Genomic DNA, 12,982 nt, shown 5'->3' with positions numbered 1-12,982 from the left:
GCCTGACGTTGAAAAAGATGAAAATCAACACAGCATTCACACTGATGGAGCCAGGCCCGGTGGTCTTCGTCACCACAAATGATGGCCGCAAGAACAACATCATGACCATCTCGTGGACCATGGTGATGGGCTTCACGCCGATTTTTGCCATCACCACCGGGCCCTGGAACTATTCGTACGCCGCGCTTCTGAAAACCAAGGAGTGCGTCATTTCAATCCCCACCGTCGATTTGATCGATTGCGTTATTGGTGTGGGAACCTGTTCTGGTGCCGACACAGACAAGTTTGCAACCTTCGGATTGACGCCCGTGAAAGGCAAACATGTCAGGTCACCCTTGATTAAGGAATGCCTGGCCAATATCGAATGCAAGGTTGTCGATATCATCGAGAAACACAATATTGTTGTCCTCGAAGGCCTCGCCGCCTACATCGACGAGTCACGCCAAGAGACACGAACCCTTCATTCGGTGGGTGATGGTTTCTTTGTCGTGGACGGACGCAAACTGGATAGAAGAGAAATGATGCAGTCGAAGCTACCAGAGGGTGTCCAGGTGGTTAGTCAATGATAATGGGCGCCACCGGCGTCCACTTAGTAGGCAATGAACAGTCCTCGACGAGTCACTGACCTGGTGCGTTCCCGAGCGTTAATAAAAGCCTTCCGGGTAATACGTTGAGACCTGTCAAGTGAAGGCGAGCCAGCGTCAACGCTGCCACGCAATAAGTGCATTTTCCGCTGGCAGAAAGGCGTCTGAGTGCCAGGCGCGTACCCGTGGGGTGTAGCCATCCACGGGCCGCGTGGCAGCGACCGAGATGGAAAAGATATAGCCTTGGATGGCGCCGGGTATGGGGCCGACAGCGTTCATCGGCAGGCATTCTGCCGGGTGTCCATCGCACGGGGCGGCATAGAGTTCCACCCTTACCCACTCCGGTGCGATCTCCCCCAGATAGACCGGCACGCTGATGTACAGCCACTCGCCGTCGTGTTTCGCATCGACCGTGCCGAAATGTATGTTGTCCCATCCCAAGGCAACCGCCTTGTGCCAGGCATAAAGCCCACGTGCGAGTTCAGCCTTATCCTTGCTACGGCGTCGGAACGCCTGGATCGCCGGTTGGTAACAACAACCCAGGTATTCGAGCAGCATGCGATTGCTACTGAATTGCGGCCCCAGTTGCGACATGCTGGCGCGCATGCGTTGCACCCAGTCTCGTGGAATTCCCTGCGTGTCGCGTGTGTAAAAGGTGGGCACTACTTCTTCTTCGAGCAGGCGGTACAAGCACTCGGCGTCGACTACATCGTCGCTGGGGGCGTCGTCGCCGATTGCCCAACCGCAGGTGGGCTGGTACGCCTCCGCCCACCAACCGTCCAGTTGGGACACGTTAAGTCCGCCATTGACCAGAACCTTCATCCCACTGGTGCCACAGGCTTCCCATGGTCGTCGCGGTGTATTGATCCAGACATCGACGCCTTGCACCAGATGTTGGGCCTGTTCAATGTCGTAATCCTCCAGGAACACGACATGCCTTCGCAGATTTGGACGATGAACAAACTCCATCCATGCCTGGATCAGCTGCTTGCCCTGCTCGTCACTGGGATGGGCTTTACCGGCGATGATCAGTTGGACCGGTCGATGCTCATCGGTTAGCAGGCGGCTCAGGCGCTCCGGGTCATGCAGCAACAAATTCGGTCGCTTATAGTCGGTGAATCGCCGCGCGAAGCCGAGCGTAAGGCAATTGGGATCGAGCACCTGCGCGGCTTCTTCGACCCGCTGAGGTGACTCGCCACGCTGTCCAAGATGCCATGCCAAACGGTGACGCGTGTAATGCACCAGATCGCGGCGTTGCTCGGCGGCCATCGTCCACAAGGCCCTGTCATCACTGTTGGAGACCGTCCCTGAGAGAGACTCCACCGTGCCGAGCCAACGTTCCTTGCCACAGGTGCTAGTCCATAGGTGATCGGACCACACCGAATCCCAGGATGGCACATGGACGCCGTTGGTAATGTGCCCTACAGGTATCTCTTGAAGCGGCCAGCGTGGATAAAGATCACTGAACAATTGACGGCTGACCTCGCCATGCAAACGACTCACGGCATTGCACTGGGCGCACCCACGCAATGCCAGAAAAGCCATGTTGAACGGCTCATCGTCGTCCGCCGGATCACGCCGGCCTAACGCAAGCAGCTCGCGCAATGAAATGCGACAGTCTTCGAGATACTCACGCGCGTACTTGTAAATGAGCGAGGGTGGAAATAAGTCGAAACCCACAGCCACTGGCGTATGCGTTGTGAATACGTTACCTGCACGCGTTGCCCACCATGCCTCCCAGAACGATGTTCCCATCTTGTGCATAAAACGACGGGCACGTTCCAGCACAAGCAGTGCGGCGTGACCTTCGTTAAGGTGGCACACGTCAACGTCGATACCCAGTGCGTCGAGTACCGCCCAGCCACCAATGCCGAGCACCACTTCCTGGAGCAAACGCATTTCCGAGCCGCCGCCATACAACTTAGAGGTGATACCGCGGTCGGCGGGCCCATTGCGCAGATCGTTACTGTCCAGCAGATACAGGCGCGTACGTCCGACAATGGCCTGCCATATACGCAAATACAAAGTGCGACCGGGAAGTTGCAGCACGATTTTCAGCCATGCGCCGTCATTTCCGATCGTTGGCTGAATCGGCAGGCTGGTGGCGTCGTTGTAAGGATAGGCCTCATGCTGCCTTCCTCCCGCGTCGATGTATTGCCGAAAATAGCCTTCCTGATAGAGCAAACCCACCCCAAGTATCGGAACGCCCATGTCGCTCGCCGTCTTCAGGTAATCTCCTGCAAGCACACCGAGTCCGCCGGCGTAGAGCGGAAAGGCCTCACTCAAACCGTACTCCATGCTGAAATAGGCGATCCGCGCCGAATCCCTGGCCCCTTGCTGCTGTGCATACCAGCCTGAGTCGTCGAGATAACGCCGATGCTCTGCGATGGCGTGCGCCAGTTTCTGCGAGAAGTCAGGATCTCGGCAGAGTTCGTCAAGACGCTGCTGCGAAGCATTCTGCAGAATCATCCACGGATTATGGGTACGCACCCAAAGTTCTGGGTCAATCGATTTCCACAGGTCGTCGAGTGCATGATTCCAGGTCCAGCGCAGGTTAAGCGCGAGGTCGGTCAGTGCGCAGAGTTGCTCTGGCAACTCACGTGGCAAGAAGGCATACACGTCGACACCTCAATGTAATCGGCAGTTTTGCGGATCTTGATCAGGCGTGCCATGAGGCAACGGTTTTACGGTGTGCGATTAAGTGACAGGCGCTTTTCCACCGCCAGAACATGCCGGGTCGTGGCGAGCACTGCATCCGGATTGAGGCTTATCGAGTCGATGCCAATTTCCACCAGAAATTCAGCCATCTCGGGATAGTCAGACGGCGCCTGTCCGCAAATACCGGAGTGGCGGCCGTTACGTTTTGCTCCCTCCACCGCCAGGCGAATCATCTGTTTCACTCCCGGATCGCGTTCATCGAAATCGAAGGCGACGATTTCCGAATCGCGATCAACGCCGAGGGTCAACTGGGTCAGGTCATTGGAGCCGATGGAGAATCCGTCGAACAGTTTGGCGAAGGCGTCGATCAGGATGACGTTGTTGGGGATCTCGCACATGACGTAGACCTCCAGTCCGTTTTCTCCGCGCTTGAGGCCATGGCTGGCCATCGCTGCCAATACCTTTTCGCCCTCCTCCACTCTGCGGCAAAAAGGGATCATCAACTTGACGTTAGTCAGGCCTATCTCGTCGCGCACCCGCTTCATTGCCGCGCATTCCAGCGCAAAACCTTCGGCATAGGCACTATGGGTATAACGGGACGCCCCACGAAAACCGATCATTGGGTTGTCTTCTTCCGGCTCGAAATACTGACCGCCCAGCAGGGTCGCGTATTCGTTGCTTTTGAAGTCGCTCATGCGCACTACGCAGGGTTTTGGATACACCGCCGCCGCAATTGTGGCCACGCCTTCGGCCAAGGTCTTGACGAAAAAATCTGCAGGATCATTGTAAGCAATGCTCAAGGCCGCGATTTTTTCACGTGTTGCGTCATCCACCTTTTCCGGGTGTACGAGCGCCATCGGATGCACCTTGATGTATTCATTAATAATGAATTCCATACGCGCCAGACCAATGCCATCCACCGGTAGCGAGGCAAGACTAAAGGCCTGATCAGGATTGCCCAGGTTCATCATAATCTTTGTTTTTGGATGTCCCAGCTCGCTGAGATCGGTGTGCTGAATGTCAAAACCCAGAATGCCTTCATAGACATTTCCGGTTTCGCCTTCGGCGCAGCTAATGGTGATCGGTGTGCCGGTTTCTATTTTGTCTGCCGCGTTTGCGGTTCCCACGATGGCGGGAATGCCCAGTTCACGCGAGACGATGGCGGCGTGACAAGTACGTCCGCCCCTGCTCGTCACGATAGCCGCGGCAGTTTTCATGACAGGTTCCCAGTCGGGTGCCGTGGTATCTGAGACCAGCACCTCGCCCGGTTGGAAATCACTCAGATGCTTGGCATCGTTGATGACACGCGCCTTGCCGGCGCCAATTCTGGTGCCGACCGCCCTGCCCTTAAGCAGCACTGTCGATCTTTGCTTGAGATGGTAAATCTCAAGCACGCTGCCTTTCTTTTGCGACTCCACCGTTTCCGGTCGCGCCTGCACTATATATAACCGGCCATCGATGCCATCTTTGGCCCATTCCATATCCATGGGCTTGTAAAAACCGGCTTTGCCCGAATAGTGGTTTTCAACCTTGATGGCATAGTCAGCCAGCACCATCACATCCGCATCAGAGATGCAGAAGCGGGTTCGTTCTTCGCCGGGCGTGTCAATATTCTTGGTGTATTCCACCGCGATATTGCCGGTATTGAGCTCGCCGGCAAAAATCATCTTCTTCGCTTTGCTACCCAGGCTGCGCTTCAAGACAGCACGATAACCCTGCAGAAAGCTGGGTTTGTGCACATAGAAACTGTCGGGGTCTATCGTGCCCTGCACGACATTCTCGCCGAGCCCCTGCGCGGCATTGATGAAGACGACATCCCTGAAGCCTGTTTCCGTGTCCAGCGAAAACATCACGCCACTGGCCCCTATATCGCTACGCACCATCTTCATAACCACGACGGCGAGATAGACCTTGTAGTAATCAAAGCCATTGTCGTATTTGTAGTGGATGGAGCGGTCGGTAAAGTTGGACGCCAAGCAACGTTTGTAGGCATCGAGCAGATCATCGTCAGTGGCGATGTTGAGATAGGTATCGTTCTGCCCGGCAAATGAGGCCTGCGGCGAATCTTCAGCGGTCGCCGAGGAACGTACCGCCAATGAAATGTTTTCGCCGTATTCCTGTTTGAGTTGGGCATAACTTTGCAAAATCGCCGTCTTTAGATCTTCCGGCAATGAACAGCCATATACGATCGCCCTCGCCTTTTTCCCCCGCGCCTGCAAATCCTTGATGTTGTCGGGGTCGAGTCCGTCAAGTGCCGTATGCAGAGGCTGCCAGGCGCCATTGTGATCAAGCACATAACGATACGCCTCAACGGTGATGGCAAAACCGTTGGGGATGCATACACCCTCAGTCGTGAGGTTCTGGTACATCTCACCCAGCGAGGCGTTCTTGCCACCGACCAGCGATACATCGTTGATACCCAGCTCTTTGAACCAGCGGATATGTGAATGCATCACGATATTTCTCCATTTGATGGGGGGAGACTTTGTCGGCCGCTTCTACTTGATATAGAGCTTTATGGCTTGATGCCGTCTGCGTGTGTTGATTTAGATCAATGAGCGCCCTTTGAGCAGCAATAGCCGGGAGTATCAGCCCGCTTTTTGATGTATGCAGAGGGCGTAGCTGGACGAGAAGTACCGCCGCTACCAAGACCTCACCGTCTGCAATGGCTGCCAGCTCTGGTCACCTGCGCCGATTGAGCGTTGAATGATGTAGCCGAGCCGTCCGCCATCCTATTCAGGATCAAACCCATGACCCGTTCTGTTCCTGTAAACGCCGACGATCTGGAGCGACTGCATAATCGATCGTTCGAGGAAATCGTCATCGGCGAGTCCGCCTCTCTGGAGCGCACCCTGACAGCTCAAGACATTCAGCTGTTCGCACTGGTCTCGGGCGATGTGAACCCGCTGTACGTCGATCCGGAATTTGCCGCCACCACCCACTTCAACACTGTTTTCGCCCATGGCATGTGGGGGGGAGCGTTGATTTCGGCGTTGATTGGTACGCAGTTGCCAGGGCCCGGTTCGGTGCCCTTGGGGCAAACCCTCAAGTTCCTTGCCCCGGTACGCATCGGTGACACACTGACGGTCTCGGTGACGGTTACTGCTCGCGACGTAGCGCGGCATCTGCTCACGCTGGCCTGTACCGGCATCAATCAGGAAGGCGTGGTCGTGCTGGAAGGTGAATCCCTGGTCCACGCGGCCGGCGAGCATATCGATGTGCATCGAGCCAGCCTGCCGGGCATAGAGCTGCGCCACAGCGCCGACGGTCTGAATCGTTTGTTGCAAGCCTGCCAGACGCTGGAACCGATCCGCGTTGCGGTGGTACATCCTTGCGACGAGGTGAGTTTCGAGGCGGCCCTTGATGCCCGCGATGCAGGGTTGATCGACCCGGTCCTGATTGGCCCAAGAGCCAAACTCGAAGCCTTGGCGGCCAAGGGCGGCCACGACCTTTGCGGTCTCACCATTGAATACGTGCCCCACAGCCATGCTGCCGCCCTGCGCGGTGCGCAAATGGCCCGTGATGGTCTAGTCGAAGCGTTGATGAAAGGTAGCCTTCACACCGACGAATTGATGTCCGCCGTGGTGCCGTCGTCGGCGCTACTGCGTACCAAGCGGCGCATCACCCACTGCTTCGTGATGCAGACGCCTTTTTATCCGCGCCCCTTCATCATCACCGATGCAGCGATCAATATCGCGCCGGCGTTGGTCGACAAAGTGGACATCGTGCGTAACGCCATCGATCTGGCACATATCCTCGGCGTCAGTAATCCCCACGTGGCGATTCTCGCTGCCGTGGAAACGGTGAATGCCAACATGCCCGCCACCCTTGATGCCGCAGCGCTGTGCAAAATGGCTGATCGCGGCCAGATCACTGGCGCGGTCCTTGACGGGCCGCTGGCGTTCGACAACGCCATCTCCCTGGCGGCGGCGCGTATCAAGGGCATTCACTCAGCTGTTTCCGGTAAAGCCGACATTCTCGTCGTGCCTGATCTGGAAAGCGGCAATATGCTCGTCAAGCAACTGGAATACCTGGGCGGTGCCTCCAGCGCGGGTATCGTGCTTGGCGCCAAAGTGCCGATTGTCCTGACCAGCCGCGCCGACTCCGTCGAATCGCGCATCGCGTCCTGTGCCATCGCCGCGCTGGTCGCCCATCACTATCGGGTCACCCCGCCATGAACGACACGGATAACGGTGAAGTGATCCTGGTCCTCAATGCGGGGTCGTCGAGCATCAAGTTCGCCTTGTTCGACGCCACCTGCAGCCCTTTGGCTCGCACACCACTGTGGCGCGCAAAGGTCGACGGCATCACGGGGCCAAACTCGGTGGTCAGCGAAAACGGCGGCGACGATCAGCCACTGACCCTCGATGCAAAACATCCTTATCACGATGCCCTTGGGTATATTCGTGAGCGGTTGCGAACTCAACTGGTAGGCCGTTCGATCAGGGCCATCGCCCACCGCGTCGTGCATGGAGGGATTAAATACTCCAAACCGGTATTGATCGACACGCAGGTGCTGGCCGACCTTAAAAGCTACATCCCGCTAGCCCCTCTGCATCAGCCCTTCGCACTGGAGGCCATCGAAACGCTGCTGCAAACCCACCCCGACCTGCCACAAGTGGTGTGTTTCGATACCGCCTTCCACCAGACCCTGCCAGACGTGGAGAAAATCCTGCCGCTGCCTTGGTCGGCCTGGGAAAGCGGCTTGCGCCGTTACGGGTTTCACGGACTGTCCTATTGCTATCAATCCATTGCGCTCGCCGAACGCTATGGCGATCAGGCGCGCGGCCGAACGCTGGTCGCGCACCTGGGCAGCGGTGCCAGCCTGTGCGGTATGCGGGACTTGAAAAGCGTCGCCACCACCATGGGTTTCTCAGCGCTGGACGGTTTGATGATGGGCTCCCGCTGCGGGGCGCTGGACCCTGGCGCGGTGATTTTCCTGATGGAGATCTGGAAGCTGAGCCTGGAGCGGGTCAGCCATATTCTGTATCACGAGTCTGGCCTGCTGGGAGTTTCCGGCATTTCCAGCGACCCGCGCGAATTGCTCAAAGTCGAAGCCACTGAGCCTCGCGCGGCCATGGCCCTTGCGTTGTACCTGCGCCGGTTCATCCACGAAGCCGGTGCCCTTGTCGCGGCACTGGGTGGTCTGGACATGCTGGTGTTCACGGCAGGTATTGGCGAACACAACGCGGCAATTCGCTCTCGTATGTGCGCTGGCCTGCAGTATCTGGGCGTCGAACTGAACGAAACGGCGAACCGGGCCAATACCTCAGTGATCTCGACCCCGGCCAGCCGAGTCAAGGTGGTGGTCGAAGCCACCAACGAAGAATGGGTCACGGCGCTCGATGCCCTGCGCCTGACAGAGCCAGCCAATCAGCAAGGTCGATCCGCCCCGCGCCTAATCCCCTGAAGGATTCGATGGCTCGCCGACAAGTGCTGTAAAGCACCGGCACCCCGGTCAACCCGCCGACGGTGATCGTTTGAGCTCAAATGAGGTGCCGATCGTGGGGCTGCCCCGGACAACAAGGCGCTCAACGGCCTGACATCAGTTTTGTGCGCTTTGAGGTCGACCGCCACCGCCATCGCGTAAAAACTCCTTGAGTGAGGTCAGCGAACGGGTATTGAGCACATCGTGTTTTTCCAGCCAGGCTCGACGCGCCTGAGCGACGCCGTAGCGCAAATAGGAAAAATCCGCGGCGCGATGGGCGTCCGAATTGATGCTGATGAGCACGCCTTGATCCTTGGCGTATTGGCACTGAAGGTCAAACAGATCCATGCGCTGGGGCTGCGAGTTGAGTTCCAGGCAGCAACCACGCTCTGAGGCTGCCTTGATGATTGCAGGCAGGTCCATGTTCAGGGGCGCGCGTTCATTGATCAACCGACATAGGGGATGTGCCAGTACGCTGAAGTAGCGATGATCCATGGCCCTGAGCAGGCGTTGGGTTTGTTGATGCAGCGTCAAGCCGAAATGACTGTGGACGGCGCCCACCACCAGGTCCAGGCGCCCCAGAATGTCATCTGGCAGATCCAGGCGACCGTCTTCGAGAATGTCGACCTCAACGCCCTTGAGCAAGGTCATGCCCTGCAAGCGGGCGTTGAGCGCATCGATCTGGTCGATTTGCTTCAACAATCGATCAATGTCCAGGCCATGGGCCACCCTGAGGGACCGGGAGTGGTCGGTAATCGCCAGGTATTCCAGTCCGGCGTGCTGCGCCGCAAATGCCATCTCTTCCAGGCTATTGCCTCCATCCGAGTCACGGGTATGAGCATGCAAGTCACCTTTGAGGTCGCTCAACTCAATCAGCCTCGGTAAACGACCTGTCAGTGCCGCCTCGACTTCACCGCGATCTTCGCGCAGTTCCGGCGTGATCCAGACCAACCCCAAGGCCTGATAAACCGCCACCTCGGTGGCACGGGCCACGCATTCTTCGGCCTTGAACACCCCATATTCGTTGAGTTTGAGCCCCAGCTTCCGGGCCCTCTGGCGAATCGCGATGTTATGCGCCTTGCTGCCAGTGAAATACACCAGAGCGGCGCCAAATTGCGCCGGCTTTACAATGCGCATATCCACTTGCAGGCCTGAGCCCAGCACGACGCTGGCACGCGTGCGCCCTTTAACCAACACGGTGGAAATCTCCGGGTGCTTGAGCAAGTGTGCCGTGACATTCACAGAAGGCGCTGCGGCCACGAGGAGGTCGATATCACCGACAGTGTCGCGCATGCGACGCAGGCTTCCGGCCACCGTCGCTTCCTCGATACCCGCAAGCTGCTGCAAGTATTCGATCAGACGGTGCGCCACGGGCTCGACAAACGCCAGCGGCAAACGGCGATCGATTCCTATCCCCTTCTGCGCGGCACTCAACAGCCGCGTTTCCATCTTTTCGCCGAAACCGGGCAGATGGCGAATGCGCCCCTGTCGAGCAGCCTCGCATAACTGCTGCGCGGTTTCGATCCCCAGATCGTGATACAGGTGCCTGACGCGTTTGGGGCCCAATCCGGCGATGGACAACAGTTCAACCAATCCGGGCGGCAATGTCGAACGCAACCGCTGGCGCAAAGCGCAATTTCCAGTGGTAACGATTTCGTTGATCTTGCCTGCCAGATCAACTCCAATACCGGTCAGTTTGGGCAGTGGTTCGCCACGCGCGATGATCTCTGCGAGTTCGAAGGTCAACGCCCTCAAGGTGCGCGCCGCATTACGGTAGGCCCGGATCCGAAAGGGGTTGGCGTCATCGATTTCCAGCAGATCAGCGATTTCGTCAAAAACCTCGGCAATTTGATCATTGCCAATCAGCCGCCTGTCCTTGAGCGAGGCCGATAGCCAGTCTGGTAACGGTTCCTGAGGCGGTACGGCGGTGAGCTTCATGGCAGTGCCCGTCCAGTGAAATGAAGAACGCGCGTTTGAGCGTTGATTCGAATTGCACGTCCTTGACTAACAGGTCGGGCTTTTTCCCGCGCGATTCCTCAAGCAGTGACGATTTTACGAAAGCGGCAATATGCAAGCTCGCCACGGTAGCCGAGTTCAGCGCTAAATGCCGGTGAGGCACATGCTGTGCGTGTTTTGCGATCAGCCGACCCAGCGAATCTCCGGCGCCTTGTGCGAGACCGGTGCAGGCGCCGATTTCGGATGGCCAACGATAATGGGCGCCACTGGCGTCCACTCGGCAGGAAGGCCCAGTGCATGCTTCCCCTGCGGCGTATCAAGAAAACGTTGGGCGAAACCGATCCAGCAGGTACCCAGCCCGTCAGCGTACGCGGCGAGCATCAGGTTTTCGGCGGCCAATGCGCAGTCTTCGACGATCCACTGACTTGGCGCGTTCCCCGAAATAAGGATGAGTACTGGCGCGTGGTAGAAGATGTGAAAGTTTTCGTCATTGAGTAACGAATGGAAGTGCGCGGAATGGGGGCCAGCGGGCATCGTCTTGAGCATGTAGGCCTTTGCTTCTCGCGAGATCCGATCCAGCACTGCTTGGTCTCGGATCACCGTGAACGTCCACGGTTGTTGGTTGACCGCGCTGGGCGCCTGGGCAGCGGCATTGATCAAACGACGAATGACATTTTCATCAACGGCTTCTGTCGTGTATTCACGCGTGGAGCGCCGGCCGGAGATTGCCTTGTCGATGTTCATGAGTGCATACCTCAAGGTAGGTCATTTCATAAAGTCGTCCACTCACGCAGACCTGCTGCTGATTTAAATCAGATCAGGGCGGAACCGGTGGCAACCGACGATTCGATCGGCTCACCGTTTGAGTGGCAAACAATGCGCGACGGCGCTACTGCCCGGTACCTTCACCCCTTGCGGATCGAAGGCTCGGCTTCGCCGGATTTCGCCTTTTGCCCCAGATAGGCGATGAGCTTGTCCAGGGTGTCCACGTGTTGGTAATCGCTTTCAGGAATTGCAATGCCCAGGCTCCGATTCAGAGCCTCGATGACACGAAGCCAATCCATGGAATCCAGATCAACCTCTTCGCGCAGTGACCGATCAGATCGCAACTGCTCGATTTCAAGTTCCGGGGCAATGCCTTTCAAGGCTTTCAATACTTCATCGCGGATCATTTGCGGGTTCATGTGCCCTCTCCTCAAAGCGCCTCTGGCGTCTGCAGCAAACGACGAACTTCGCCCAGAAAACGTGCGCCGTAATGACCGTCGCTGACTCGATGATCGGCGGACAAACTGCTAATGACAGTGGGCATGACACACAGCTGGCCCTCTTTCACCCAGGGCCGCTCACTGATACGACCGAAACCGACCAAGGCAACCTGGGGCGGATAGATCACCCCCAATACGCTGTCCACGCCCTGATCGCCGAGTTGAGTGACCGTCATGCCGGCGCCTCCCAGCTCGGAGCTGCGCAGGGATCCGCTGCGGGCGCGCTCGACCAGGCTGGCCAGTTCACTCATCAAATGAGTCAATGATGTGTCCGCCACATGATGCAGCACCGGGGCGACCAGGCCACCCTGGCGCAAGGTGATTGCCACCCCAAGGTCGGTATCGAGTGCGGGCTTGAAGGCGTTATCCAGCCAGAAACCGTTGAGCTGCGGATAGTCGCGCAAGGCCAGCGCCACTGCTTTGAGCAGCAAGACGCTGGGCAGCAGGCGCTCTTGAAGGGTGCTTTGCGCATTGTGTGCCTGCAGCCAGGCCATGGCTTTATCCAGGGCGATGGTTTCGCTGAGGTAGTAATGGGGAATCTCGCGTTTTGAACGAGTCATGGCCGCCGCAATGGCGTGCCGCATGGCCTGGTCGGGGTCCGGCGGGTGCGCCACATGAGCGGCGGCCTCGATGTCCTCCAGGGTAACGACTCCCTGTGGACCATGGCCTTTCACATCAGCGGTGCTGACGCCTAGCTCGGCAGCACGCTTGCGCGCCGCGGGAGATATCCGCGGGCGTCTGCCGGACGATGCCTGCTCTTCGATCAGCAGCGGCGCCGCCGTCGTTGTTCGTCGCGCACTGTGCGGATCTTCGCCCGGTTCCAACAACCAGGCGATGGTGGTACCGACCGGGACTTTGGCGCCGATATCGATCAGCAGTTGCGACACCGTGCCCTCATGCCAGCACTCGACATCGATGGCGGCCTTGGCGGTATCGACGACGGCAATCACCTGGCCCGGCTTGACCGCATCGCCCGGGTGGACTTTCCACTCCAGCAACGTGCCTTCATCCATATCAGCCCCCAGAGAGGGCAATTTGAATTCGATCATCGTTTACCTTCCTGGCCTGATACTTGAGTACGCCACGTCATC

General features: G+C 57.8%; 9 protein-coding genes. 3 read left to right on the top strand and 6 right to left on the bottom strand.

Translation table 11 applies throughout. The features are described from left to right. Window positions 1–17 precede the first annotated feature (17 nt). A complete protein-coding gene (locus FBY01_RS11825; protein WP_256664410.1) occupies window positions 18–566 on the top strand; it encodes a flavin reductase family protein in 549 nt (182 codons plus the stop codon). A gap of 135 nt (window positions 567–701) precedes the next feature. On the opposite strand, the gene glgP is transcribed toward FBY01_RS11825, so the two are convergent. Beyond that, window positions 702–3,203 (bottom strand): alpha-glucan family phosphorylase, encoded by a 2,502-nt coding sequence (gene glgP / locus FBY01_RS11820; RefSeq protein WP_145307733.1) that lies wholly within the window; start codon window positions 3,201–3,203, stop codon window positions 702–704. Between the two features lie 65 nt (window positions 3,204–3,268). Next, window positions 3,269–5,695, bottom strand: a complete 2,427-nt coding sequence (gene ppsA, locus FBY01_RS11815; protein ID WP_145307873.1) for a phosphoenolpyruvate synthase — start codon at window positions 5,693–5,695, stop codon at window positions 3,269–3,271. A 297-nt stretch (window positions 5,696–5,992) separates the two neighbouring features. On the opposite strand from ppsA, the gene FBY01_RS11810 reads away from it, so the two are divergent. Both FBY01_RS11810 and FBY01_RS11805 read left to right on the top strand, forming a co-directional pair. Next, window positions 5,993–7,420 carry a bifunctional enoyl-CoA hydratase/phosphate acetyltransferase gene (locus FBY01_RS11810; protein ID WP_145307735.1) on the top strand — a complete coding sequence of 476 codons (1,428 nt, stop codon included), beginning with the start codon at window positions 5,993–5,995 and terminating at the stop codon, window positions 7,418–7,420. Next, on the top strand, window positions 7,417–8,652 hold the full coding sequence (locus FBY01_RS11805; protein ID WP_145307737.1) for an acetate/propionate family kinase: 1,236 nt from the start codon (window positions 7,417–7,419) through the stop codon (window positions 8,650–8,652). The genes FBY01_RS11810 and FBY01_RS11805 overlap by 4 nt, the downstream gene beginning before the upstream one ends. 135 nt (window positions 8,653–8,787) lie before the next feature. Here the strand turns inward: FBY01_RS11805 and polX are convergent, their stop codons facing one another. The 4 genes from polX to FBY01_RS11785 all read right to left on the bottom strand — a co-directional run bounded on the left by polX (window position 8,788) and on the right by FBY01_RS11785 (window position 12,940). After that, on the bottom strand, window positions 8,788–10,608 hold the full coding sequence (gene polX, locus FBY01_RS11800; RefSeq protein ID WP_145307739.1) for a DNA polymerase/3'-5' exonuclease PolX: 1,821 nt from the start codon (window positions 10,606–10,608) through the stop codon (window positions 8,788–8,790). Window positions 10,609–10,809: 201 nt separating this feature from the next. Continuing rightward, on the bottom strand, window positions 10,810–11,370 hold the full coding sequence (locus FBY01_RS11795; RefSeq protein ID WP_145307741.1) for a nitroreductase: 561 nt from the start codon (window positions 11,368–11,370) through the stop codon (window positions 10,810–10,812). Window positions 11,371–11,531: 161 nt separating this feature from the next. Continuing rightward, entirely contained in the window at window positions 11,532–11,810 is a 279-nt protein-coding gene (locus FBY01_RS11790; RefSeq protein ID WP_010460623.1) for an acyl carrier protein, read from the bottom strand. 11 nt (window positions 11,811–11,821) lie between these two features. Next, the gene (locus tag FBY01_RS11785; protein ID WP_145307743.1) at window positions 11,822–12,940 is read right to left on the bottom strand and encodes a dihydrolipoamide acetyltransferase family protein; all 1,119 of its coding nucleotides are present in this window, start codon (window positions 12,938–12,940) and stop codon (window positions 11,822–11,824) included. Window positions 12,941–12,982: the final 42 nt, after the last annotated feature.

The sequence above is a fragment of the Pseudomonas sp. SJZ077 genome (assembly GCF_007993905.1).
GTDB classification, from domain to species: Bacteria; Pseudomonadota; Gammaproteobacteria; order Pseudomonadales; family Pseudomonadaceae; genus Aquipseudomonas; species Aquipseudomonas mandelii.
The sequence above is the reverse complement of the archived record's forward strand: the minus strand, read 5'-3'. Positions and strand labels throughout refer to the sequence as shown.